Source organism: Scandinavium sp., assembly GCF_036271055.1.
Taxonomy (GTDB): domain Bacteria; phylum Pseudomonadota; class Gammaproteobacteria; order Enterobacterales; family Enterobacteriaceae; genus Scandinavium.
The window spans coordinates 201,979-227,496 of sequence record NZ_DATBBJ010000059.1 but is presented as its reverse complement, the minus strand read 5'-3'; the positions used below and the strand labels follow the sequence as shown (position 1 = coordinate 227,496).

The window sequence follows — 25,518 nt, the reverse complement described above, 5'->3', positions numbered from 1 at the left end:
TCGGGCAATTACTTGTAAATGACCGCAGTACCGCTGATTTTGTTATTGGTGTTAGCAGAAGTAATGCTGTAACCGGTAGCGCCTGCAGCAGCGGCTTTCTCAGCCAGTTTCGCTTCCAGACCATCCAGAGTCGTTGCACCTTCAGCAGACACAGTACCGATTTTGTTCAGGCTCTGCGCTTCAGTAGTGGAGATCGGCTGAGCGGCAAACACACCGAAAGACAGAGCAGAAAGGGCGATAGCAACAGCAGCAGTTTTAATGGTTTTCATGGTTAATCTCTCGCAGGTTATTCTGTAAATGTGACGTTGTTCCGTCGATGTGATGAGTATCACGTTTTTCAGCGACAGATAAAATCGAATAGACTTGAAGGACTTAATCGAAAAAATTGAACAATTAATAAATTACTGTTTATTAATAAATTATTTTGGCAAGAGAGAGGGAAAACGTACGTGATGCCCTTGAGAGAAATTTAAGTGCACAAATTGCGACTTTTCTTGGTGAAAACTGTGCGCGTATAGACAAGCGATTACGCTGTATTGGATGCTATAGTTTTGTCAGTAAATCTACGATGAGCTGAATGGTCTGGAACTATACACTTAATAAATCATATTTGTAGTGTTTTTGTTCTGCTGGTTTGTATGGGGTTTTGGGGCGGGCGAAATAAAAATGCGCCTGCATAATGAGGCGCATTTTGTGGCGGGATTACTTCAACAGATTATTTGTAGATGGTCGCCGTGCCGAACATTTTGTTCTCACCGCTGGCGGAATTCACAACGAACCCTTTCGCACCTTGTTCATGGGCTTTTTCAGCCAGTTTACTTTGCAGGTCTTCAAAATCATTGGCGCCAGAAACCGATACGGTGCCAGATGGGCGAAGTTGCCCGGTATCACCTTGCATCAGTTGTTGAGGTTCGGCGGAAGCCGAAAAAGAGAGCATCGACAACGCACCAGCAGTAACCAGAATCAACAGTCTTTTCATGTGCACATCCTCTCTGTATCCATGGGACACTCTAAGTGTAGGTGGTGGAGAAGTGTGACATACCGCAAAAAATTGATGATGATCTGCTTATTTTTTGAACGACATTAACTGACAAAAAACTGACAAATCAGCCACATACAAGTGGCTGATAAGCGGAAAGATTATCGAGCGTCGGGGCGAATCAAATCGAACCGTTGGCTTTCGTCGATGCTGTAATAAGCGCTCGGGCCACCGGCACGCAGCACGGGGCGAGCTTTCGCGGTTTGGTAAATCCCGTTTTCCAGCAGCGATTCATCAATGTGTACCGCCACCACTTCACCCAGCACTAGCCAGGTATCGACCGCCGTACCGTCGGCGCCCGTTAGCTGAATGCACTGAGATAAACGACATTCGAAGTTAACCGGGCTTTCCGCGACGCGTGGCGCGCGCACCAGGCGGCTCTCAATGGGCGTTAGCCCAGCACGCGCAAACTCATCTTCGCCGTGCGCAAGGCTTGCAGAGGTTTCATTCATCGCGCTGGCAAGATCAAACGTGGTGAGGTTCCAGACGAATTCCTTGGTTTCGACAATATTACGCACGCTGTCTTTCCAGCCGCTGCTGGCGAAACCGATGATCGGTGGGCGATAGTTAAAGCAGTTAAAGAAGCTGTAGGGCGCAAGATTGCGATTACCCTTAGCATCAACCGAGGCAATCCAGCCAATCGGGCGTGGGCCAATAATGGCATTAAGCGGGTCGTGGGGCAGTCCGTGGCCGTCTGAAGGTTGATAAAAATACATAGCGCACCTGTCAGTTTAAAGGATTATGCAGACTCACTTATTTACGCCACCCGCGTCAACGGGTATCTTACGCTGCCGTCCACAGGAGGAAGCCATGAAAGCCCAAAAGCCGGGATTACACCCGCGCAACCGTCACCACGACCGATACGATTTACCTGTACTGTGCAAGGAAACCCCTGCGCTGTCAGCGTTTATCGTCACCAGCCCTGCCGGGGAACAGACCATTAATTTTGCCGATCCCGAGGCGGTGAAAACCCTGAATGAGGCGCTGTTGGCGCATTTCTATCAGGTTAAAGGGTGGAACATTCCACAAGGCTTCCTCTGCCCTCCAGTACCAGGACGTGCGGATTATATGCACTATCTTGCGGATTTACTGGCAGAAACCACTGGCAGCATACCGCAGAATGCCAGCGTGCTGGATATTGGCACCGGGGCGAACCTGATTTATCCGTTGATTGGCAGTCATGAATACGGCTGGCGCTTCACCGGAACGGAGATCAATGCCGAAGCCATTGCTGGCGCACAGGCAATTATTGATGCCAACCCAGGCATGACCCGCCAGATCCGTCTGCGTCGTCAGAAGGATGCTCAGGCAATTCTGACCGGCATGATCCATAAGAATGAATTCTTCGATGCGATGGTCTGTAATCCGCCATTCCATGACTCTGCCGCCACCGCGCGCGAAGGCAATGAGCGCAAGCGTCGTAATCTCGGCCAGCAGAAGAATGACCCGCTGAACTTCGGTGGTCAGGAACAGGAATTGTGGTGCGAAGGCGGTGAAGTGGCCTTTATCCGCAAGATGATCGACGAAAGCCGTCAGTATGGTCGCCAGGTGATGTGGTTCACGTCGCTGGTATCACGCGGCGATAATTTGCCGATGCTCTATTCCGCATTGACGGAAGCCGGTGCGGTGAAAGTGGTGAAAAAAGAGATGGCCCAGGGGCAAAAGCAGAGCCGCTTCATTGCCTGGACCTTCCTTGATGACGACAAACGTCGTCGTTTTGCTGCGCGCGCACGCTAAGAAACAAGATGCCGCCGGCCTACAGTTTCTGTGGGTCGGCGGGCGGTAACGCTGCTGGCAGTGCTTCTGGCGCCGGGAGTACCTGGTACGTCTGGACCGGGGCACGAATGCCTGCTTGATCGAAATGTTTCTTCACCTGCGTGTCTAACGCAAAGCGCACTGTCCACTGTTTCAGCGGCAGGGTTGTAAACGACACTCGCAATGTAAACGATGTATTGGTCAGCCCGACCAGACCGGCAAAGGATGGTTCGCCAATCACCAGCCCACGGATCCCTTCCTGTTCCATCAATTCCGCCACCGCCGCTTTCAACGCATCATTGGCTTTATCGACATCTTCTCCTCGATCCACATCGTAGTTCGCCACCACGGAACCGATGCCGCGCACAAAGTTGGCGAAGGTGGTAATCGATGACCACGGAATGATGTGATACGCGCCGGTATCCTGACGCACGCCGACTGAGCGGATCGTCATCCTTTCCACCGTACCGGTAAGCGGCCCGATAGTCACCAAATCCCCCGTGTTCATACCGTTTTCGAACTGAATGAAAATCCCGGTGATAATGTCTTTCACCAACGTTTGTGAACCAAACGAAATCGCCAGGCCGAGTGCCCCGGCGCCTGCCAGCAGTGGCGCGATGTTCACCCCAATTTCCGAGAGTAAAATCATCACCGTGATGGTGCTGATCACCACCGCCAGTGCGTTACGGAAAAGTGTCAGCAGCGTGCGGGCGCGAGCACTTGGCAGTGGACGGCCGTGAATATCGGACGCCAGACGGTTTTCAATCAGGCTTGCCAGTAGCGTCCAGCCAATCGCCGAGAAGAACAAAATCAGCGCTATGCGAATCAACACATCTACCGTTTTTTCGCCCGCGCCGTAGTGCAGCCAGTTCCAGAAATCGAATAATCCCCAGGCGCTTAACAGCATCATCACCGCCACGCAGACTGTCAGGATCCTCGCGACTTTTAATGACGCCGATAGCCAACCGTTGAGTCGCTTTTGCAACTCTGGATAGTTGCGCTGTGTTTCCGGCGACAGGGTGATGGTTTTGGCAATCCAGCGTGACAACATACCGGAAATAAATGCCGCCCCCCCAACGATGGCGAGACTTCTGACCGACGCGCCCATCATAAATTTCAGGCTGTTGCCGGGGTCGAAAAGCGAGAAGAAAAACAGCACGATAAAATATGCGCTGGCAAGCCAGTGCCAGACCAGCGCAAAGGCGCGAATAAACAAGCTGAAAAAGGCCAGTGAGCGGTTTGCGAGTTCAATCAGACTTTCGGTAATGGCTTTTTTGTTGTGGAAAATCAGCCACAGCGCCCAGGCGGTGATGCACAGCATAATGGCGACATTCGCCAGCGCGCCGGTTTGCACGTTGACCTGATTAGAGATGATTGGCACGGCGACGATAAGCCCGTAGCCAATCAAACCACTCAGCAGGCTCAGGCGCAGGCTCCAGTAGCGCGCGGGTTCGTCCTGAATATTAAACGGGCGCAGATCCGGAACGCGCGGGCAGAAAATCAGTCGCAGGATGGCTTTAAAGAATTCAATTAAAGCGAAGGCATTCAGGAACAGGCTTTGCTGAAAGGCCACGGTGCGACTGCCTGCGTTGAGCCTGTCGCTGAGCATTTGCCCGACAAACAGGGTTAATCCCAGTAGCAGCAGATCGATAACCAGCGCCCCGGTGATCATCGCCGGAAGATGCAGCCAGTTGCTGCGGTCGCGGTTCTTCTTGCGTCCCCATTGCCCCATTTTGCGGTACAGCGGCAGCGCACAAAGGCGAAGCAATCCGTAAAAGGCAAAGATCAGCACAGCCAACAGTAAAAAGTGCGTCACGGCGTTGCTAAAGGTTTGGGGATTAAAAGCCTTATGCGGTGCGGTGGAGATATTGCGCCACAGCTGCGCAAAGCGGATCGAAAACGCTTCGCTGTAATGACGGCTGACATCAGTGACGCTTTCCAGCACTGTTTTCTCTTCGCTGACAGGTGGCGGTGTGAGCTGCGGAACCTTTTCCTGTGGCGGCGTGGCGGCGGCGCTGCGCAGCTGTTTAATCAGCTCCTGGCGCGACGCGTCATTTTCCAGCACATCAGCCAGTGCAGCATAGGCCGCTTTCTTCTGCGTCGCGTCGGGTTCTGCGGGGGCGCTTTGGGTGGTCGCACCAACGGCGGGCGTTGTCACACCGGGAATAGTCACCGCCTGAAGCGGAGCACAAAACAGCGTTGCGATAAGCAACAGGATCCACGGCAAAGGCGCCTCCCTTTCAAATCATTAGCAAAATGATAAGTATAGTGGCTTGGGAAGGGCGGTTATATTTTCGGATGTATCCGTGGAGTAGGGGCGCAGATAAATCATCCAGATCCAGAGTATTTATTACGCATTTTTTGATCCAACCGGTGGGGCTAAGAGTGACAAGATGGCATGCCAGAGGAGTCAATCAGGGATATTTAAAGTCGACTCGGAATAGGTTTTTTCTACAGTGATGGATAACTTATGAAAACAAAATATCATGCCCCACGTGTTTTACATTGGCCCGGAAATCGCCAGTCAGGGGTAACTTTAGGGCGTGGTTATGATATGGGGCGTCGTCATTCTGGAGACATCGTGTCGACGCTGAAACAGGCTGGGATTGAGGAATATAAAGCGATAATCTGCTCGAAAGCGGCGTTTCTGAAAGGGAATGACGCAGAGCAATTTGTCAAGGTGTACGGCCCTTTAGTGGGGGAAATTACACACCAACAGCAAAAACGTTTATTCGAAATTTCCTATCGCGAAAAATCACAATACGCGCAACGCCTTTATGCCACAAACCAATTATCTCCCCCATGGATGATCTTAGACCGAAAAGTCCAGGATGTTGTGGTCGATATCATTTATCAGGGCTTCCATCATATTGATGCTCTTTTCCGTGCAGCAGCAGGTGGAAAAAGAGAACTAGCGGCTTTTATTATGAGTGATAGTGGACTGATGAGCTTTGAAGCCAATCGGAAAAGAATTAGGTATTTACGATGAAAAAAATAGTGAAGGCGATCATTATCGGTACAACGCTATTCATTCCTTTTTTAGGGGCGGCAGGGTTGTACGAAGGTGAAGAGTCAGAGGCGTGTTTTGGATCTTCACCCGATATTATTCTGCAGGATAACTGTATTACCGCGGCCGTAGAGAAGAGCAATAAAAAAGTGGATGCACTTATTCGCGAGACCAGTAAACAGATTAAAGCCTATATGCCCGGTCCATTTGACTATAAGGATCCCGATAATCCCGATTCTCCAACCATTGGTGAAGTCTATAACCAGCGTTTTTTGAAGGCACAAGTCAGCTGGAAACGTTACAAGGCAGAGCTCTGTCTTGCCGTCGCCGGGCAGATACCTGAGGAGAGTTTGACTTACCAGCGTTCACTCGACCAATGCGAAATGAACCTCAACAAACGGCACATGGCTGAAATTAGAGCGATGCACATTGAAGAGTTAAAATGACATTCAGGCATTAAAAAAAGCCCAACATCTCCTGGCGAGAGGTTGGGCCATTTACCATTAAGACACGTGCTGCAAAAACTCCTGCAAGCGCGGGTTGGGTGGATTCTCGATCAGGGTTTGCGGATTACCGTCTTCGGCAATACGGCCTTTATCGATGAAGATCAGACGGGAGGCCACTTTCTCAGCGAAGCTGATTTCGTGGGTCACGATGACCATCGTCATCCCTTCTTCTGCCAGATCCTGCATAACCTTAAGCACTTCGTGGCGCAGTTCCGGGTCAAGCGCTGATGTTGGCTCATCGAACAGCATCATTTTCGGTTTCACTGCCAGCGCGCGGGCAATCGCCACACGTTGCTGCTGGCCGCCGGAGAGTTCTGACGGATAGTGATGACCCCGATCGGCGAGGCCGACTTTTTCCAACAGCTCTTTCGCCAGCTTCTCTGCTGCTGCTTTGGATGCACCGCGCACGCGCTGTGGACCAAACATCACGTTTTCCAGTGCCGTCAGGTGCGGGAACAGATAAAACTGCTGAAACACCATGCCAGCTTCCTGGCGAATCAGGCGTTCGTCGACTTTCGGATCGTTCACTTTCAGCCCATCGACAATCAAATCCCCGCTGGTTATCTCTTCCAGCTTGTTGATGCAGCGCAGTAGGGTGGATTTACCGGAGCCAGACGGCCCGATAATCACCACCACTTCACCTTTGGTAATGTTTAAATCGATGTTGTGCAGCACCTTGGTCTGACCAAAATGCTTGGAGACATTTTTAAATTCAATCACAGGATTTTCATCCTTCTTTCAAGGCGACGCAGAACGAAGCTGAGCACAAGGGTGATGAGCAGATAAATGACCGCGACGGCGCTCCAGATTTCCAGCGCACGGAAGTTGCCCGCGATAATTTCCTGACCAGTGCGTGTCAGTTCGGCAACGCCGATAACGATAAACAGCGAGGTGTCTTTAATGCTGATGATCCACTGGTTACCCAGCGGCGGCAGCATACGACGCAATGCCAACGGCAGGATCACGTGGCGAATGGTTTCGCGACGAGATAACCCGAGAGCAAGACCCGCTTCACTGAACCCTTTATGAATCGACAGCACCGCACCACGAGTGATTTCCGCGATATAGGCGCCGGAGTTGATCATGATGGTGACAACCGCCGCCGAGAACGGATCGATACGCAGATCGTTAAAGGCTAACGGCAGGGCGAAGTAGATAAACATGACCTGCACGACGATAGGCGTGCCGCGGATGACTTCGATAAACACGAGGGCGATGTGGTTCGCTATCCAGCCACCATAGGTGCGGGCAAAACCGGCCACCAGACCGATGAATAACCCACCCACTAACCCGAGGACCGAAATCCATAGGGTCATTTTGGCGCCTTCAAGCAAGATAGGAATGGCAGGCCAGATGGCGCTCCAGTCAAACTGCATGATGATTTCCTGTTACCGTGGTTCAAAAATAACAGGGGCGAAAGGTCGCCCCTGAAAACAGTGACTCTTATTAAGAGTAATTATTTTGGTTCAGTACCGAACCATTTTTTGTAAATTTCGTTGTACTGACCGTTTTCGTGCAGTTTTTTCAGCGCGCCGTTCACTTTCTCACGCAACTCGTCGCTGCCTTTCGGGAACGCGATACCGTACTGCTGCGCTTCCAGAGACTCGCCAACTGCTTTGAACTGGCCGTGGCCTGCGGTTTTGATGAAGTACAGAATGTTTGGCGTATCGTGCAGAACGGCATCCGCGCGGTTAGTGCCGAGTTCCATATAAGCGTTATCGATGTTCGGGAACTGACGCAGGTCTTTGGTTTTGATGTTGGCTTTCGCGTAATCAACAGAACCCGTACCGCCTTTCACCGCAACGATTTTACCGTCCAGGTCTTTCACGCTCTTCACGTCGTTGTTGTTGGCTTTCACCATCACCAGCAGACCACTTTTGTAATAGCCATCGGAGAAGTCGATAGCCTTTTTACGTTCGTCAGTAATGGTAATCCCCGCCAGCGCCAGGTCGATGTTTTTCGTTTGCAGCGCAGGAATGATGCCGCTGAAATCCATCGGCTTCAGGGTGTAATTGAGCTTAAGCTCTTTGGCGATAGCGGCCCACAAATCCACATCGAAACCAACGTACTTGTCACCTTGTTTGAATTCGAAGGGAACGAAGGCGGTGTCAGTCGCAACAACCAGTTGTTTTTCCGCAGCCTGAGAAGAAACGGCAAAGGCCAGGGTCAGTGCAGCCAGTGAAACTTTGAAAACAGACTTCATAGCATTTCCTTTTATAACCACGGGGCAATCCCCTGCGAGAATAGTTTGCCTATGAAAAAATCGTGCCAATTTTACAACTTATTGTTTTGCAACGAGGCGAGAGCCTTCTGTTGCACAAAATGCGATGCAAGGCACAGGATGTGCACCACAATGAAGCACCAAAATGGTGCGAGTCAGCAGGCACGTCAGGCGTATGGGTATTAAGCGCAAATTACGCTGATAAAACAATCTTTCATTAACGATTGTGTGAAGTGATAATTACAATTGGTTTACTTTTACAGGCGGGAACGCGAAGTTTATGCACTATAAAAGTGCAAAACCCCTCAAGTGAGGGGTTTGGAAGATAAGAAAATCGTCTGGATTATTCGAGGTTAGATTCAATGAACCACAGGAATTTATCAAGATCGCGCGAGGCGGCGGTGAAGATATCTGCAGTGTCTTCATCTTTGGCTTCACCAATCGCTTTGCGCACATCGTTGGCAACAATCGCATAACGATCAGCCAGCTCTTTCAGGTGATCCTGAACGGTGTGAATGTCCAGCGGATAGCTTTTCAGTGGCGTTTTGTTGTTAATAACCTGAGTGGTCCCCAAAGCAACACCACCCAACTGTACGGCGCGCTCTGCCATGGTATCCAGATGATCGGTCAGCGCAGTACGGAAGCCATCGAGCATCTCGTGGACGGCAATAAAGTTAGCGCCGCGCATATTCCAGTGGGCCTGTTTGGTGATAAGTGACAGGTCAATGAACTGAATCACCTGACGATTCAACAGCTCGATAGTCGCTTTTTTCTCACTGTCCGACACGTCGTTGCGGGTATAGAGCAGATTAGATGTTTTGGTTTTTACCAGTTTAGCGGTAGTCATAATCGCATATCTCCCTAGTGAATTAACGCAAACAAGTATAGCACCGCTGCGTCATTCTGCCGGGATGATAATACCTATCGGTTTAATAGCGAGTGTGAAGTTAAATGCCGTTATCTCTTTTATAAACAGTGAGATAGGATGTTTGCTTGTGAGTGGTTATCAATTAACTAAGAAAGGTCTGTTTATTGCGGAAATATTTCCGTAGAAAAATGGTTTTGCGATGAAATAAATTTTAGCCACCGCAGGATGATATAACCCTGCGGCGTAAGGCTATACATTAATATCGACTTTCTCTATTTTGCTTTCCCGGCGAATCGTGAGCGTGGACCCCATTGATGCAGCCATGATCGCGAGCAGAGCAAGGGACTGTGTGCCCGTCAGCGTTTCACCCAGGAAGATCATGCCTGAGACAGCCGCCAGGGCTGGTTCCATGCTCATTAACGTGCCAAACGTACGTGTCGGCAGTCGGGTGAGGGCGATCATTTCCAGCGAATAGGGCAGCGCCGTGGACAAAATAGCGATGCCTAACCCTAAAGGCAGAATCGACCACTGCCAAAGCACTTCCCCGGCCTGAAAGGCGCCAATCGGCACAAACACCAGGGCCGCAATCAATGACCCCATCGCAACGGTGGCGGGACCATGCTCTTCACCCGCGCGCTGCCCGGTAATAATGTACACCGCCCAACAGGCACCTGCGCCGAGAGCCAGGGCAGCGCCAGTTAAATCGACGTGGGCGATGTTCTGTCCGAGCGGCAGCAGGAACCACAGACCTAAAACGGCCAACGCCACCCACACAAAATCGATGGGACGGCGAGAACCAAACAGCGCCACTGCCAGCGGGCCGGTAAATTCCAGCGCAACCGCGACGCCAAGCGGAATACGTTGAATAGACAGATAGAACAAATAGTTCATCGCCCCAAGCGACAGACCATAAAACAGGAGCGGCAGCCGTTGCTCGCGTGTGAATCGTAGACGCCACGGTTTAAAGACGCACACCAGAATCAGCGTCCCGAGCGTAAGACGCAGCGCGGTGACACCGGGCGCACCGACGACGGGAAAGAGTGATTTAGCAAGTGCTGCGCCGCTTTGAATCGAACACATGGCAATCAATATTACGAGGATCGGTAGCCACACCGGCACCTTACGCGACAACCCTGGCATCCTTTCTCCTGTCAATTTTTGTCAAAGGAAGTAAAAGAGGCAGTGTAAATGAATTACCCCTTTCTGGTTTAGAGATTGTTGAAAAAAAGCTTCGTGAGGCGTCGTACAATAAAGTTCAGTCAACAGAGAAAAATCTTATCTTTTTAGGACTAATCTGGATGAAGGTGCCATTTGATTAGCGCAATAATGGCAGAATCTGCGAGGAACTCGCTGATTTTCAAGAGGGATTGTCAACGATGGAAACGTTTAGTTACACGATAGACGCCCTTAGATAACGCGATTCGTAAAAAGTTTCCGGAAAATTTTGATATATTTAAAACTTACGGATTTACTTGAAGCACATTTGAGGTGGTTATGAATAAAATTGCACGTCTTTCAGCACTGGCTATCGTCCTGGCCGCAACCGCAGGTACTGCTGTAGCTGCTACTTCTACCGTTACCGGTGGCTACGCTCAGAGCGATATGCAGGGCGAAGCGAACAAAGCAGGTGGTTTCAACCTGAAATACCGTTACGAGCAGGACAACAACCCACTCGGCGTGATCGGTTCTTTCACTTACACCGAGAAAAACGGTAACGACAGCGGTACCTACAACAAATCTCAGTACTACGGTATCACTGCTGGTCCTGCTTACCGCATCAACGACTGGGCAAGCATCTACGGTGTTGTCGGTGTCGGCTACGGTAAATTCCAGGCTAACGACTTCCCAGCTAGCAAATCTGACATGAGCGACTACGGTTTCTCCTACGGCGCAGGTATGCAGTTCAACCCAATCGAAAACGTTGCTCTGGACTTCTCTTACGAGCAGTCTCGCATCCGTAACGTTGACGTTGGCACCTGGATCGCAGGCGTTGGTTACCGTTTCTAATCACTTCGGTGATAATAAAAAATCCGCCTGATGGCGGATTTTTTTTGTCTGTTATTCGGGGAAGAACATCAATGGGCGGCGGTATCAAACACGTCTGTGCCGAGATGGGTGTAATCCACTTTCTGTAGCTGGAAGTTGGTGATGTAAACCGGTCCTGCCTTTTTGTTCGACACAAAGTGATACGGCGTCGCAATCTCCTGCGCCTGAATGCCGGTCCACTGAGAGAAGAAACTCAGGAAATCATTCGCCGAACGACGTGCTTTGATCACGCGATGGGTTTTGTCATCGCTGGAAAGCACCATAAACGGCACCTGGAAGTTCTGCTGGAACTTGTCATCATGCGCCAGATACTGCACCGATTTGCCCCGTTCCTTAAACGCTAAACCGTGGTCGGAGAAATAGACCAGCGAGAAGCTGTCGCCGGAATTGCGCAGTTGATCGTACAGTTTGCTCAGCAGTTGGTCGGTTTGCGTCATGCTATAGAGATAACAGGAGGTCTCTTTTGACGTCACGAAATCCGTGTATTTGCCCTGCGTTCTGTCACAGGCCTGTGGGTGAGAACCCATCAGATGCAACACGATAAGCTGCGGCTGCGTGCGCTCGGTAGAGAGCACCTGGGCAGTCATTTTCAGCAGATCGTCATCTTTGGTATTTTTATCCGCTTCAAAATCCCCGCTCTTCAGGAAATGCACTTCATCGGCGCGCTTGGCGATACTGGCGATGGCGGTGTCATATTCGCCGATTTGCCCCTGATTTGAGAACCACCACGTCTGGAAACCGGCACGGTTCGCCAGCGTCACGAAATTGTCCTGATACAGCGGCTTGCCGTCGACCACGCGGTTGAGCGTCAGGCCCAGGGATTTCTGCGTGGAGCCACTGGCGGCAATATAATCGGTAAAGAGCGCACCGTTCACCGAGCTTTCAAACGGGGTGTTATCCCAATGACCACCAAACGCCCCCATGGCATCGCGCCGGGCGCTTTCGCCAATCACCACCACATAAGTGTGATATTTCGGCTTCACCGCGACCACGTTCCAGGTATCTTTCAGATTGGAAAACTGCGCCAGACGCGCCTGCTCATCTAAAACTTGCTGGTTACTGATAGCGACATCATGTACGAAGCGCACGGCGGGATAACCGATTTTGCTGATGCGGAACACGCCATCCCACGCAATTTCCTGCACCGGGCGCACGAACGCGACGCCGACACAAAACAGCAGACACAGCAGGTCAATTTTGCTCCATGCGCGTTTGGCTTCCGGTTTGCGGCGAATAGCGATAACGCCAAGTGCGAAAATAAACAGTGCAATAAAATAGCTGTACCACGGGAAGATAGTGAGAATTTCCGTGGACTCTTCTGCGTTAGTCGAATGCAGTGCCAGCAGAGTATTAAAGTTCGGTGCGCCATAGGCCTGACCAAACGGATAATAAAAAGCCGCAACCAGAGAATAAATCCCCAGTAATACTTTTTGCGTACGTGGCACGGCACGCCACAGCAGATGTAGCAGACAGGTAAAGGCGACGGTATAAAGCAGGCTGAAAGGATATCCCAGCGCCAGATTCATCAGTAATGATTGTAAAAAGTAAAATCCGGTCCATGGATTGAGCGCCAGACCACGGGCAGCCAGCGTTTCTTTCAGTGTTACATTCATAGGTCACAATCAAAAAGCCGCCATGCGCATCCCTTGGCGTCAAAGGGTAAAACCTGCCTGGCAGTGCGGGAAGCAGGGGCTTCATCGAGGCGCAAAAGCTGCAGGGATGCGAGAAGATAAATTTGATGAATGACTGCGTCAACTACTCATCACAAATTGTTTTGCGAGGGCGATAGCAATTCCGGAAGAAAGAAGGGGTTTTACAGGGCAAACGACCAGTCTGGCAGGGAGAGATGACAGAAAAATGAAGCGGCGTACCGCGACGCCGCATTTAGTGAGAAGGCTTATCCTGCTGCGGTTTGCTGCTGAAAATATCGCACAGCATGTTGATGAGCATCAGGCGCACTTTAAAAGGAGAATGAGTAAACACGTTTAAGCACCTCTTGAGTTCGTTCATAGAAACCTCCTGAACTTTCCGCACCTTCATTCCGTGAAGGATGTTCGTATTACATACAGATATAGCACAGGCTATATTACTTAGCTATGGCTAAAACGTTAATTTTTTGTGCTCAGGTCACTATCCTATACAATAGAGCTCAACGAACTGATGCATTGACGCGTCACCGAGAAGAGGAAGCACAATGAGCCGTCGCCCGGGTATCCCAGGACTAAAAAAAGTGACGCAATTGGTGAATGTCGAAGAACACGTTGAAGGCTTTCGTCAGGTGCGTGAAGCGCATCGCCGCGAGCTGATTGATGATTACGTTGAGCTGATTTCTGATCTCATCCGTGAAGTGGGTGAAGCACGCCAGGTAGACATGGCGGCACGGCTCGGTGTTTCCCAACCAACAGTTGCCAAAATGTTAAAGCGTTTAGTTGGTGTCGGGCTGATTGAACAGATTCCGTGGCGCGGCGTGTTCCTGACGCCTGAAGGCGAAAAGCTGGCGCAGGAAGCCCGCGAGCGCCATCAAATTGTGGAAACCTTTTTGTTGGCGATTGGCGTCAGTGAAGATACCGCTCGTCGTGATGCCGAAGGGATGGAGCACCACGTCAGCGAAGAAACGCTGGAGCGTTTTCGCCAGTTTAACCTGCAGGCAGGGCTACACGCTGAATGAACCTCCCTTTTCTGCGGTCGCTCTTGCGTGACCGCTTTTTACATCTTCTGATCCTCACCGGTATTCTGCTTTCTCTGTTTGTTCCTTTTCATCCTGCTACCTGGCCCGCCGCGATTGACTGGCACACCATTGTCACGCTGAGTGGCTTAATGCTGCTGACCAAAGGCGTTGAGCTGAGCGGTTATTTTGACGTGCTGGGTCGTAAAATGGCGCGCCGTTTTGCCACAGAGCGTCAGTTAGCGATATTTATGGTGTTAGCCGCCGCGCTGCTGTCGACATTCCTTACTAACGATGTGGCGCTATTTATTGTGGTGCCGCTGACGATTACGCTTAAAAAATGGAGCGCGATCCCGGTTAATCGGCTCATTATTTTTGAAGCGCTGGCGGTGAATGCCGGTTCATTGCTCACACCCATTGGTAACCCACAAAACATCTTGTTGTGGGGGCGTTCCGGGCTTTCTTTCCTGTCATTCAGCTGGCAAATGGCTCCGCTGGCGTTGGCGATGATGCTCACCTTGCTGCTGTTATGCTGGCTCTGCTTCCCCGCTAAGGCGTTGCATTTCCAGAGCGGTGATCGCACGCCCGCCTGGAAACCCAAACTGGTTGGGTGTTGCCTGGCGTTTTACCTGATTTTCCTGCTGAGTCTTGAACTGCGTCAGGAGTTATGGGGCCTGGCTGTTCTGGCCGTCGGTTTCCTGCTGCTGGAACGCCGGGTGGTGTTCAGCGTCGACTGGACGCTGTTGCTGGTGTTCATGGCGATGTTCATTGATGTCCATTTGATGACGCAATTGCCTGCATTGCATCACGCCCTATCGGGTGTCGGTAGCTTGTCTGACGGTGGTCTGTGGCTGACCGCGATCGGTTTGTCACAGGTTATCAGTAACGTGCCCTCGACGATTTTGCTCATTAACTACGTGCCGCCATCGATGCTTCTTGCGTGGGCGGTCAACGTGGGAGGCTTCGGTCTGTTGCCCGGATCGCTTGCGAATTTGATTGCGCTGCGAATGGCTAACGATCGCCGCATCTGGTGGCGCTTCCACCTCTATTCTGTGCCGATGCTGCTGTGGGCGGCGCTGGTCGGCTACGGCCTGCTGAGACTTTGCAGATAATGCGAATTTGTCAGTTTTTCCTGGCAAATGTAGAGCAACCTCCTAAGTTTAGTTAACGGCGAAATTGTCACGCCGTTAACTCACAGGACCGTTGTGACGCTATGGCTGAGACCAATACCCCTTCCGAAAACGAACAAGAAAACGACGCGCCAGCGCGCAAAAAGCCCGGAAAAAAACCACTTATTATCCTTGGGATCGTGGTCGTGGTGATGCTGGTTATCGCCCTCATATGGTGGTTTATGACTCGCAATGAGGAAACCACCGACGATGCTTTCACCGATGGCAATGCCGTCACCATCGCGCCAAAAGCGGCCGGTTACGTGACAGAACTGAAAGTGGCGGATAACCAGCGGGTGAAAAAGGGCGATCTGCTGGTGGTTATTGATCCACGTGATAACAGCGCCCAACGCGATCAAGCCAACGCCCAGCTTGGGCTGGCGACGGCACAGCTTCATCAGGCACAGGCGCAGCTCGCGCTTTCCAAAGTGCAATATCCTGCACAGCGCGATGAGGCGCGTGCGCAGGTGCTAAAAGCGCAGGCTGATTTAGCCAATGCCGAAGCGGCGTATCGTCGCCAGCGGGGCGTCGATCCTCGGGCGACCACTCAACAGAATATTGATTCTGCCAATGCGCAATTGCGCAGCGCACAGGCGGGGTTAGCCAGCGCCAAAGCGCAGCTGGAAGTCGCCGATCAGGTGCAACTGCAAATCCGTCAGCAGGAAACCAACGTTGAAGCGCGTGAGCGCCAGGTCGATCAGGCCAAAGCGCAACTGGAAACCGCCGAGCTGAATCTTTCTTATACCGAAGTGCGTGCGCCGTTTGACGGCTTCGTCACCAAGCGTAACGTCCAGACTGGCACGCTGGTGCAGGCGGGTACGGCGCTGTTCTCGCTGGTGTCTGCGGATGTGTGGGTGACTGCCAACTTCAAAGAGTCGCAGCTTGAGCGCATGAAGCCGGGGAACAAAGTCACGCTTTCCGTCGACGCATGGCCGGACATGGAACTGGAAGGGCATGTCGACAGCATTCAGCAGGGCAGCGGCGCGAAGTTCTCAGCTTTCCCGGCAGAAAACGCTACCGGCAACTTCGTGAAGATCGTGCAGCGCGTGCCGGTGAAAATCGTAATTGATAAAGGGCTGAATGCCGATCATCCGCTGCCGCTTGGGCTATCGGTTGAACCGAAGGTCACCGTGGAATGACCGACAGCAGCCATGAAAACTGGCGACCCGCCAGCAATCCGTGGGCGGTGGCGATTGTCGTCACCCTCGCGGTATTTATGGAAATTCTCGACACCACCATCGTCAACGTGGCGCTGCCGCACGTGGCGGGTTCGCTCTCTGCCAGTTACGATGAATCCACGTGGGTGCTAACCAGTTACCTGGTGGCGAACGGGATTGTGCTGCCGATCTCCGCGTTTCTCAGCCGCCTGCTCGGGCGCAAACAGTTCTTCATCATCTGCATCGTGATGTTCACCATCTGCTCGTTTCTCTGCGGTATCGCCACTGAACTGTGGCAAATCATTCTGTTTCGTGTGATGCAGGGCTTTTTCGGTGGTGGGTTGCAGCCGACGCAGCAGTCCGTTTTGCTCGATTATTTCAAACCGGAAGATCGCGGCAAGGCGTTTGGCCTGTCGTCGATAGCGATTATTGTCGCACCCGTGATGGGGCCGACGCTCGGTGGCTGGATAACCGACAGCTACTCCTGGCGCTGGGTCTTTTTCATCAATATTCCGGTCGGTATTTTGACGGTATTAGCGGTATATCAGCTGCTGGAAGATCCGCCGTGGGAGAAAAAAGCCGAAGGGAAAGCCAGTATCGACTGGACCGGCATTGGTCTGATTGCCCTCGGCCTTGGCTGTTTGCAGGTGATGCTGGACCGTGGCGAAGACGACGACTGGTTCCATTCCAACTTTATTATCACTTTCGCGGTGCTGACGCTGATTGGCATCGTCGGTGCGATTTACTGGCTGCTTTATGCGCGCAAACCGGTGGTAGATTTGCGCTGCATGGCAGACCGAAATTTCGCCGTTTCATGCCTGCTGATGGCGGGAATGTCGATGATCCTGTACGGCAGTTCGGTGGTCATTCCGCAACTTGCGCAGCAAGATTTGGGCTACACCGCCACCTGGTCGGGGCTGGTGATGTCGCCGGGGGCGGTGTTGATTGTGCTCACCATTCCGCTGGTGCTGAAACTGATGCCGATTGTGCAAACGCGCTGGATCATCGCCTTCGGGTTTACCTGCCTGGCCGTGTCCTTTTTCTGGTCGCGAAACTTGTCTCCCGCCATCGATTTTGAAACGTTGGTGCTATTCCGTTGTGCGCAATCGATCGGGCTGGGCTTCTTATTCGTGCCGTTAACCACCATCGCGTTTATTTCGATTCCCCGCCGTCTGAATGCCGATGCTGCCGCGCTGTTTACCATGTTCCGCAACGTCGCCGGGTCGGTGGGGATTTCGCTTTCGACGGCGGCGATCACCGAACGGTCGCAGACTCACAGCGCGTATCTGGCCTATAACGCCACGCCATTTGACGAATCTTTCCAGTTGACGCTTAAACAGGTGGCGCAGGCGATCCGCAATTTCACGACGCAAGTGGGCGATCCATTGAGCCTTGCCGGTGGGCAGATGTACAAACAGCTGATCGCACAGTCGCGGTTCCTGGCCTATGTCGATGTCTTTACTATTTTGAGCGTGGTCGCACTCTGCCTGATCCCGTTCTGTTTACTGCTTTCGCCCGTCAGGAGCGAAGGCAGCGCAGGAGCACACTGATGACGCACAGACGCTTACTCTTAACCCTGGCCTTTTCATTGCTGGCGGGCTGTTCGGTCGGGCCGGACTACCAGTCGCCACAGCCGAAAACACCGTCAAACTGGAACGATCCGGGTGATAAAACCGCGCAGTCGCACACCGCGACCCAGGCGGTGAACACACGCTGGTGGACGACGTTTAATTCCTCAGAGCTGAACAGCCTGATTGAGCGGGCGATTATTGGCAATTTGTCGCTACAACAGACTGCATTACGCATCGCCGGGGCGCGTGAACAACTGAATCAGGCTAATGGCGCATTCTTCCCGTCGGTAAACGGAAATTTGCAGGCAACCCGCCAGCAGCTTGGCATTGAAGGCGAACTGAAATCGCAGGGCGTTTATGATCAAATAGACAATGTGGATCCGGATTTGAAAGGCGCATTGCAGCCGTTGACCGAACCTATCCATCTCTATCAGGGGAGCTTTGACGCACAGTGGGAATTGGATCTGTGGGGCAAAGTACGCCGACAGACCGAGGCCGCGCAGGCGCAGCAACAGGCGGCTATCGAACAGCGCAACGATGCGCTGGTGTCACTGGAAGCGGAAGTGGCGCGCGCATGGCTACAGCTTCGCGGGACGCAAAGCATCATGGCAACCATGAACACGCAGATTGCCAGCGCGCAGGAAACGCTTGAACTCACCAATAGCCGTCAGAAAGGCGGGCTCTCGCCGCAAATGGATGTGGAGAATGCGCGCGCTCAGTTGGGTAATCTTGAGGCGCAACTCCCGCAGTATGAAGCCCAGGAACGGCAGGCGATGAATGCGCTGGCGATATTACTTGGCAAACCGCCGGGCGCGCTGGATACCGAACTCAGTTCACCGCAGCCGCTACCGAAACTCCCCGATGTGGTGCAAACCGGCATTCCATCGACGCTTGCTCGCCGTCGCCCGGATGTACGAGAAGCCGAAGCCAATCTCCATGCCGCAACGGCGCAAATAGGTGTGTCGGTCGCGGAGCTGTTCCCTGGTCTGACGTTGAACGGACAGTTTGGTTTGCGCAATTCCGAGGCCAACTGGCTCACCGACTGGAGCAGCCATTTCTACAGCGTCGGCCCACAAATTTCGATCCCGATTTTCCAGGGCGGGCGGCTGGTGTCGAGTGTCAAACTGGCACGTGCGCAGCAGGGCGCACAGGTGCTGCAATATCGGCAAACCGTCCTGACGGCGCTCAGTGATGTGGAGAATTCGCTGGTCAGTTATCGCAGCGATCAAAAACAGGAACAGGCATTACAACGCACCATTGATGCGCTGCAAAGCGCCTTTGATCTCGCCAGCTCGAGTTACAAACAAGGTCTTGCGACGTTTATTGATGTGCTGGATGCGCAGCGGCAATTGGCGCAGGCCGAGCAACAACACGCACAGGCGCAGGTCCAAAGCCGCATAGACCTGGTGGCGCTGTACAAGGCGCTGGGCGGCGGTTGGGAAACTTATCAGAACGTACAACTGCCGGACTACTCTGTTTTTGGCGATACGCCGCGCGGATAAAGTTCAGAGAATTGGGCAAGAAACGGGCAGGAACGCCCCATTCGCATGACGGTCTGGCGAGCTATAACTAATCAACACTCACCACGACATCTCCTGAGGAGAACGTTATGCGTTATCAGAAATTAGGCAATACCGGGTTGTTTGTCTCTGAACTCTGCCTTGGCACCATGACATTTGGCGGCGAAGGCGGCATGTGGGGCAAGATTGGTCAACTGCAGCAGGCCGACGCCGAGCGTCTGGTGGGCAGCGCGCTGGATGCCGGCATTAACTTTATCGACACCGCCAACGTCTATTCGGAAGGGCGTTCAGAAGAGATAACCGGCCAGGCGCTGAAAAATCTCAAAATACCGCGTGAAAATGTGGTGGTGGCGACCAAAGTATTTGGCGAAACCGGCACCGCAGGCGTGAACTCGCGCGGCAGTTCGCGCTATCACATCATCAACAGTGTGAAAGACAGCCTGCGCCGGATGCAGCTTGATCATATCGATCTCTTCCAACTGCATGGTTTTGACCCGGCAACACCGATTGAAGAAACGCTCTACGCGCTGGATAACCTCGTGCAGCACGGTCACGTGCGCTATATCGGCGTGTCGAACTGGTCGGCGTGGCAAATCATGAAAGCGCTGGGCATCTCCGACAAACTCGGCCTGTCGCGTTTTGCATCGTTGCAGGCTTATTACACCATTGCCGGCCGCGATCTAGAGCGTGAACTGGTGCCGATGATGCAAAGCGAAGGCGTAGGACTGATGGTCTGGAGTCCGCTGGCAGGCGGTTTCCTCAGCGGTAAATATGGTCGTGACGGGCAGAACGAAGCGGGCGGTCGTCGCCTGGAATTCGATTTCCCGCCAGTGGATAAAGAACGTGGCTTCGACTGCATTGACGTGATGCGCAACATTGCCGCAAGCAAAGGCGTGTCGGTGGCCCAGATTGCGCTGGCGTGGCTATTGCATCAGCCAGTGGTCAGCAGCGTGATTATTGGGGCTAAACGCCCGGACCAACTGGCAGATAACATCGCCGCCACTGAAATCCGTCTGTCAGAAGAAGAACTGAAACAGCTCAATGCCGTCAGTGAACTGCCACGAGAATACCCTGGCTGGATGCTGGAGCGTCAGGGCGAATACCGTCGTAATCAGCTGAAAGGCTAAGTTTCCTTCCTTTTGTAAATCCCCGGCGGCGCTTCGCTTGCCGGGGCTTCGTTTGATCTATCCCTCCCTCATTTTCTCTGCCTTGCTCACAAAAACAACATAACTCTTTTGCCTGATTTGTCATTTCGTTCTATATGACTAGTCATGAAACTTAAATGACTAGTCATATAGACGGAGAGCAACGATGAAGAAACTGCCGAAGGATTTTTTATGGGGTAACTCGGTGTCCAGCATGCAGACCGAAGGTGCATGGAACGAAGGCGGGAAGGGCAAATCAGTGTATGACATTCGCGAGCCGAGCGAGTTTGCGTCCGACTGGAAAGTGGCCACCGATTCGTACCACCGTTTCGAGGAAGATTTTGATTTAATGCAGGATTTGGGCATGAACTGCTACCGTTTCCAGATTGCCTGGAGCCGCGTTTGCCCGACCGGTGATGGTGCGTTCAATGAAGAAGGCATCGCGTTTTACCACCGTTTTATCGACGGACTGATTTCGCGCGGCATCGAGCCGATGATCTGTCTCTATCACTTCGACATGCCGTTGGCGCTGGCCGAAGAGTACAACGGTTTCAACGATCGCCGGGTGATGGACGCATTCGTACGTTACGGCGAGAAGATGATCGATTGCTACGGTGACAAGGTGAAATACTGGCTGACCTTCAACGAACAGAACATTTTCCACATGCCGATAGCGTTCCGCATTTCGGGCTATATGCGCGGCGACGAAACCCTACGCGAGCTGTATGAAATCCAGCACCACACGATGGTGGCGCACGTTAAGCTGACCAAATACCTGCAGCAGACCCATCCGGGCAAACTGATGGGCGGCATGTTAGCGCATCAGTTGATTTACCCGGCGACCTGCAAACCGCGCGATATCTTCTGTGCGCAGCAGTACGACGAATTCCTCAACCAGAACCTGCTGCGTGTATACGCAGGCGAAGGCTACAGCCCGGAAGTGATGGCGGTGGTGAAGCGCGAAGGCTTCGAAGATATCTATCGTGAAGAAGATTTGGCGCTGATTAACAGCAACAAAAACGACTACATGGCGTTCAGTTATTACGCCAGTCGTACGCTCGATACAGACCCAATCCCGGAAGGCACTGAGGTGAACTATTACCTGAAATACGGTGATAAAAATAACCCGTTCCTGAAAGCCACCGAATGGAACTGGCAGATCGATCCGCTTGGTTTCCGCAGCATCATCACCCGCTACTACAACGACTGGCGCATGCCGGTATTCCCGATTGAAAACGGTATCGGCGTCATTGAGCAATGGGACGGCGTGAATCAGATTGCCGATGACTATCGCATCGCTTATCACCGCGATCACATCAACGCCATGAAAGACGCGATTCTTGAAGACGGCGCGGACGTGATCGGCTATCTCGGCTGGGGGCTTATCGACATTCTGAGTTCGCAGGGCGACATGCGTAAACGCTACGGCGTGGTGTACGTCAACCGCGAAAACCACGATCTGAAAGACTTGAAGCGCGTGCCGAAGAAAAGCTACGCGTGGTTAAAACAGGCGATCCGCAGCAACGGCGAAGAGATGTAAGGCAAAGCCGAGCCGGGTTATTTCTGTCAACCTTTGAGCCGCACCCGCTGGCTCGAAGGTTGACGGGAAATGGGAGTGAGTGAAGAAAAGGTCTCTGCAAATGTCTGATAACGTTACATCCAATATGCAGTCTTTTACCGATCGCTTCGTCGAGTTTTCGGCGCGCATTGCAAACCAGGTTCACCTGCGTTCTTTGCGCGACGCGTTTGCCGGTGTCATGCCGATTTTTATTCTGGCAGGTCTTGCTGTCCTGGTGAACAACGTGGTGTTCCCCAGGGTTTTTGAAGGCGACACGCTGGTGCGCTTCAAGGTCTGGGGGGAGGCGATCATCAACGGCACGCTGAACATTGCCGCACTTTTGATAGCGCCAATGATAGCGTGGTCGCTGGCGCGGAACAAAAACTTCGGCAACCCGGTTTCGGCCGTCGTCATTGCGTTGTGTAGCTTCATTATTATGATGCCAATGCAGGTGGATATGGTGCCCGTTGGCGGGAAAGTGGCGGTCAGTCTGACCTCTATTCTGACCTTCGCCAATATCGGTTCTACCGGCATTTTCGCTGGGGTGATTATTGGCTTATTAGCGACGGAAATATTTATCCGCATCGCGCAGTTTAAGCGCCTCGAAATCAATCTCGGTGAAAACGTGCCGCCTGCGGTGAGTCAGTCTTTCTCCTCGCTGTTGCCGACAATCATTACGCTGTCACTGTTTGCGGTCTTTGCGGCGTTGTTGAATAACCTGCTGCACACGGATTTGATTCATCTGATCACGACGCTTATCCAGCAGCCGTTGCGGTTGATCAACACCAGTTTGCCAGGCACGATTTTTATCTACAGTTTTGGTAACTTTCTGTTCACGCTAGGTATCCACCAGTCGGTGGTCAACAGCGTGGTGCTCGAGCCGTTCCTGCTGATTAACACCAATGAGAACATGCTGGCGTACGCCGCCGGGCAACCTATTCCGCACATCATCAATAATATCTTCGTACCGACGTTCGGTATGGTCGGCGGCACGGGTAGCACGATTTCTCTGCTGATTGCTATCTTCTTGTTCTCGCGTCAGAAAGCATCGAAACAGGTCGCTCGGCTGGCCATTACGCCGGGGCTGTTCAACATCAACGAACCGGTGATTTTCGGTCTGCCGATTGTGTTTAACGTGCCGCTGATGATCCCGTTTGTGTTGCTGCCCGCTATCGGCATTTTCTTCGCGTGGGTTTGTACCACGCTCGGGTTAATGTCGCGTTGCGTGGTGATGATCCCCTGGACCACGCCGCCAGTTCTGAGTGCCTGGCTGGCGACGGCAGGAGACTGGCGAGCGGTGGTGGTTCAGTTGATAATCATCGTCTTTGGTGTATTCTTCTACCTGCCTTTCCTCAAGATTTCTGAGCGAGTGGCCTTAAGAAACAACGGGATAACAGATTAAATAAGGAAAGGGCAATGGCGGCGAAGTACCTTGCTATCGCGCGAGAAATCAAGAAGCGGATCATCAGCCAGCGGTATCCCGCCAGCTCGCCGTTGCCCGATCAATTTGCGCTTGCGGCGGAGTTTGAAACCAGCCGCATGACCATTCAGCAGGCGATCCGTCAGCTGATAGTTGAAGGGCTTATCTACACGCGTCAGGGGCAGGGCACGTTTGTGCGTAAAAACTTCCTCCAGCTTTCGCAGTGGGATTTGCCCGGTAGCGACTACTTTGGTGCGACCAAAACCTGGGAGCATCTGGGCACGGTCAGCAGTCAGGTGGTGCGCTTTGAATTACGCTTTCCCACTGAAAAAGAACAGTCTTCACTGCTGATTAACGCTGATGCGCCGGTCTATGATTTTGTGCGCCTGCGTTTGCTCAATGGTGAACCGATGTCGTTGGACTCAACCGTGATGCCGGTGAATCTGGTGCCCGGCCTTAACAAGGGCCATCTTGAAAGCTCGGTGTTTCAGTATGTCGAAACGCTGGGGCTCAAGATTATGGGATCATACCGTGTGGTACGGGCGATTAAACCGGGCGAACTTGAACAGCAGCATTTGGTTTGCGAGGCGAGCGATCCGGTGCTGGAAGTGGAGCAGGTGATTTATCTGGAAGACGGCACGCCGCTGGAATATGCCCACTGTCATTACCGCTATGATCACGGCGGGATTGTTATCGTGAACAACGGCTGATGAATTTTCGGCAATAAAAAAGGCGAGTCGTGAAACTCGCCTTTTTTGTACTTCGCGTTCAGCTATTAGTTCAAACGAACCGGCATACCTGAGCGATCTTGTACGGCCTGGTCAACCACGGTGCTGTCGACATCAGCCTGACCGGTGATGGCCTGGACTGATTTGTTCAGCGTGATTGGCACGATTTCGCCGCCGTTGAACTGCGCGTCAGTCGTGGACAGCGGGTTGTGAACCTCGATGTAACGGCTGCCGTCTGGCTCAGTGGTTGCTTTAACAGGCTCATCAATGAACTGCACGCGTGTACCTACTGGCACATTCTGGAACAGGAACTTGATGTCGTCGTTACGCAGACGCACACAGCCGTGGCTTACACGCAGACCAATACCAAAGTTGGCGTTAGTGCCGTGGATAGCGTACAGGCGACCAATGTACAGCGCGTACAGACCCATAGGGTTGTCCGGGCCAGCAGGAACTACGGCTGGCAGCGGGTTGCCTGCAGCAATATATTCCGCGTGCATTTTGGCGGTTGGCGTCCAGGTTGGGCCGGCTTTCTTACGTTCAACTTTGGTGGTCCAGTTGATCGGCGTATCTTTACCCAACTGGCCGATACCGATTGGCAGCACGATAACCGTGTTAGTGCCTGCCGGGTAGTAGTACAGACGCATTTCAGCGCTGTTGATGACAATGCCTTCGTGCGGAGTGTCCGGCAGGATCAGCTGCTGCGGAACGTTGAGCACGGTGCCGCCTTTCGGCAGATACACGTCAATTCCCGGGTTAGCTTCGGTCATGTTGGACAGACCCATCTGATACTGCGCCGCGAAATACTCGAGTGGCTGCTTGTTGTCATCAGGGATAGTGATCACCTGATTCTGACCCACCAGACGGCTACCGTCAGTTGGCAGAGGATAGGTCACAGCTGATGCAGTGTTGCAAAAGCCCATAACGGCAAAAGCTGCCGCGAAAAGCGTAGATATTTTCATTTTCATCTTATGCGAAGTATCGGTGCCACGAGGCTGTTGTGAGAGAAATAGAACCCTTAATGGGAGCGCATTATATGTGCATTCCGTGCCGCAGGGAAATCAGATGTGGACGAAATCACATTTTTTTCACCGTATCGCTTCATGCTGACAGCATTCAGAGTGCACGTGCAAGGCGATTTTT

25 protein-coding genes are annotated in these 25,518 nt (G+C 52.5%); 13 read left to right on the top strand and 12 right to left on the bottom strand.

Annotation, left to right across the window (positions count from 1 at the left end):
- Positions 1-8: 8 nt before the first annotated feature.
- The 3 genes from ybiJ to VH187_RS09065 form a co-directional block, all read right to left on the bottom strand.
- Positions 9-269 carry a DUF1471 family protein YbiJ gene (gene ybiJ / locus VH187_RS09075; RefSeq protein ID WP_329701134.1) on the bottom strand — a complete coding sequence of 87 codons (261 nt, stop codon included), beginning with the start codon at positions 267-269 and terminating at the stop codon, positions 9-11.
- Positions 270-715: 446 nt separating this feature from the next.
- Positions 716-979, bottom strand: a complete 264-nt coding sequence (gene mcbA / locus VH187_RS09070) for a DUF1471 family periplasmic protein McbA (protein WP_329701133.1) — start codon at positions 977-979, stop codon at positions 716-718.
- A 161-nt stretch (positions 980-1,140) separates the two neighbouring features.
- Positions 1,141-1,755 carry a flavin reductase family protein gene (locus VH187_RS09065; RefSeq protein WP_329701132.1) on the bottom strand — a complete coding sequence of 205 codons (615 nt, stop codon included), beginning with the start codon at positions 1,753-1,755 and terminating at the stop codon, positions 1,141-1,143.
- 94 nt (positions 1,756-1,849) lie between these two features.
- Here VH187_RS09065 and rlmF point away from each other — a divergent pair, with 94 nt between their 5' ends.
- Positions 1,850-2,776, top strand: a complete 927-nt coding sequence (gene rlmF / locus VH187_RS09060; protein WP_329701131.1) for a 23S rRNA (adenine(1618)-N(6))-methyltransferase RlmF — start codon at positions 1,850-1,852, stop codon at positions 2,774-2,776.
- Between the two features lie 19 nt (positions 2,777-2,795).
- Here rlmF and ybiO read toward each other — a convergent pair whose 3' ends face one another.
- Positions 2,796-5,021, bottom strand: a complete 2,226-nt coding sequence (ybiO, locus tag VH187_RS09055; protein ID WP_329701130.1) for a mechanosensitive channel protein — start codon at positions 5,019-5,021, stop codon at positions 2,796-2,798.
- A gap of 243 nt (positions 5,022-5,264) precedes the next feature.
- Between ybiO and VH187_RS09050 the strand changes: the two genes are divergently transcribed.
- A complete protein-coding gene (locus VH187_RS09050; protein ID WP_414713917.1) occupies positions 5,265-5,783 on the top strand; it encodes a lysozyme family protein in 519 nt (172 codons plus the stop codon).
- Complete coding sequence (locus VH187_RS09045; protein WP_329701129.1) at positions 5,780-6,247, top strand: DUF1311 domain-containing protein; 468 nt, start codon at positions 5,780-5,782, stop codon at positions 6,245-6,247. The genes VH187_RS09050 and VH187_RS09045 overlap by 4 nt, the downstream gene beginning before the upstream one ends.
- A 57-nt stretch (positions 6,248-6,304) precedes the next feature.
- Here the strand turns inward: VH187_RS09045 and glnQ are convergent, their stop codons facing one another.
- The 5 genes from glnQ to rhtA form a co-directional block, all read right to left on the bottom strand.
- Positions 6,305-7,027 (bottom strand): glutamine ABC transporter ATP-binding protein GlnQ, encoded by a 723-nt coding sequence (gene glnQ / locus VH187_RS09040; protein ID WP_329701128.1) that lies wholly within the window; start codon positions 7,025-7,027, stop codon positions 6,305-6,307.
- Positions 7,024-7,683, bottom strand: a complete 660-nt coding sequence (gene glnP, locus VH187_RS09035; protein WP_329701127.1) for a glutamine ABC transporter permease GlnP — start codon at positions 7,681-7,683, stop codon at positions 7,024-7,026. The genes glnQ and glnP overlap by 4 nt, the downstream gene beginning before the upstream one ends.
- Positions 7,684-7,763: 80 nt before the next feature.
- Positions 7,764-8,510, bottom strand: a complete 747-nt coding sequence (glnH, locus tag VH187_RS09030) for a glutamine ABC transporter substrate-binding protein GlnH (protein ID WP_329701126.1) — start codon at positions 8,508-8,510, stop codon at positions 7,764-7,766.
- Positions 8,511-8,871: 361 nt separating this feature from the next.
- Positions 8,872-9,375, bottom strand: a complete 504-nt coding sequence (gene dps, locus VH187_RS09025) for a DNA starvation/stationary phase protection protein Dps (RefSeq protein WP_329701125.1) — start codon at positions 9,373-9,375, stop codon at positions 8,872-8,874.
- A gap of 270 nt (positions 9,376-9,645) precedes the next feature.
- On the bottom strand, positions 9,646-10,536 hold the full coding sequence (gene rhtA / locus VH187_RS09020; protein WP_329701124.1) for a threonine/homoserine exporter RhtA: 891 nt from the start codon (positions 10,534-10,536) through the stop codon (positions 9,646-9,648).
- Positions 10,537-10,890: 354 nt separating this feature from the next.
- Between rhtA and ompX the strand changes: the two genes are divergently transcribed.
- Complete coding sequence (ompX, locus tag VH187_RS09015; protein ID WP_329701123.1) at positions 10,891-11,403, top strand: outer membrane protein OmpX; 513 nt, start codon at positions 10,891-10,893, stop codon at positions 11,401-11,403.
- 68 nt (positions 11,404-11,471) lie between these two features.
- Here ompX and VH187_RS09010 read toward each other — a convergent pair whose 3' ends face one another.
- Positions 11,472-13,055, bottom strand: coding sequence for a phosphoethanolamine transferase (locus VH187_RS09010; RefSeq protein ID WP_329701122.1), 1,584 nt, complete (start codon positions 13,053-13,055; stop codon positions 11,472-11,474).
- A 271-nt stretch (positions 13,056-13,326) separates the two neighbouring features.
- Positions 13,327-13,452 (bottom strand): manganase accumulation protein MntS, encoded by a 126-nt coding sequence (mntS, locus tag VH187_RS09005; protein ID WP_329701121.1) that lies wholly within the window; start codon positions 13,450-13,452, stop codon positions 13,327-13,329.
- Between the two features lie 184 nt (positions 13,453-13,636).
- Between mntS and mntR the strand changes: the two genes are divergently transcribed.
- The 9 genes from mntR (at position 13,637) to VH187_RS08960 (ending at position 24,357) form a co-directional block, all read left to right on the top strand.
- Positions 13,637-14,110 (top strand): manganese-binding transcriptional regulator MntR, encoded by a 474-nt coding sequence (gene mntR / locus VH187_RS09000; protein WP_329701120.1) that lies wholly within the window; start codon positions 13,637-13,639, stop codon positions 14,108-14,110.
- Positions 14,107-15,219 carry an anion transporter gene (locus VH187_RS08995; protein ID WP_329701119.1) on the top strand — a complete coding sequence of 371 codons (1,113 nt, stop codon included), beginning with the start codon at positions 14,107-14,109 and terminating at the stop codon, positions 15,217-15,219. Before mntR ends, VH187_RS08995 begins: the two co-directional genes overlap by 4 nt.
- Before the next feature lie 101 nt (positions 15,220-15,320).
- Complete coding sequence (locus VH187_RS08990) at positions 15,321-16,415, top strand: HlyD family secretion protein (RefSeq protein ID WP_329701118.1); 1,095 nt, start codon at positions 15,321-15,323, stop codon at positions 16,413-16,415.
- Entirely contained in the window at positions 16,412-17,983 is a 1,572-nt protein-coding gene (locus tag VH187_RS08985) for a DHA2 family efflux MFS transporter permease subunit (protein WP_329701117.1), read from the top strand. Before VH187_RS08990 ends, VH187_RS08985 begins: the two co-directional genes overlap by 4 nt.
- A complete protein-coding gene (locus VH187_RS08980) occupies positions 17,983-19,506 on the top strand; it encodes an efflux transporter outer membrane subunit (protein WP_329701116.1) in 1,524 nt (507 codons plus the stop codon). The genes VH187_RS08985 and VH187_RS08980 overlap by 1 nt, the downstream gene beginning before the upstream one ends.
- Before the next feature lie 107 nt (positions 19,507-19,613).
- Positions 19,614-20,651 (top strand): aldo/keto reductase, encoded by a 1,038-nt coding sequence (locus tag VH187_RS08975; RefSeq protein ID WP_329701115.1) that lies wholly within the window; start codon positions 19,614-19,616, stop codon positions 20,649-20,651.
- Positions 20,652-20,835: 184 nt separating this feature from the next.
- Positions 20,836-22,209 carry a glycoside hydrolase family 1 protein gene (locus tag VH187_RS08970; protein WP_329701114.1) on the top strand — a complete coding sequence of 458 codons (1,374 nt, stop codon included), beginning with the start codon at positions 20,836-20,838 and terminating at the stop codon, positions 22,207-22,209.
- A gap of 100 nt (positions 22,210-22,309) precedes the next feature.
- The gene (locus tag VH187_RS08965) at positions 22,310-23,629 is read left to right on the top strand and encodes a PTS sugar transporter subunit IIC (RefSeq protein WP_329701113.1); all 1,320 of its coding nucleotides are present in this window, start codon (positions 22,310-22,312) and stop codon (positions 23,627-23,629) included.
- Positions 23,630-23,643: 14 nt separating this feature from the next.
- A complete protein-coding gene (locus VH187_RS08960) occupies positions 23,644-24,357 on the top strand; it encodes a GntR family transcriptional regulator (RefSeq protein WP_329701112.1) in 714 nt (237 codons plus the stop codon).
- A 65-nt stretch (positions 24,358-24,422) separates the two neighbouring features.
- Here VH187_RS08960 and ldtB read toward each other — a convergent pair whose 3' ends face one another.
- Positions 24,423-25,343 carry a L,D-transpeptidase gene (gene ldtB / locus VH187_RS08955; RefSeq protein WP_329701111.1) on the bottom strand — a complete coding sequence of 307 codons (921 nt, stop codon included), beginning with the start codon at positions 25,341-25,343 and terminating at the stop codon, positions 24,423-24,425.
- Positions 25,344-25,518 lie beyond the last annotated feature (175 nt).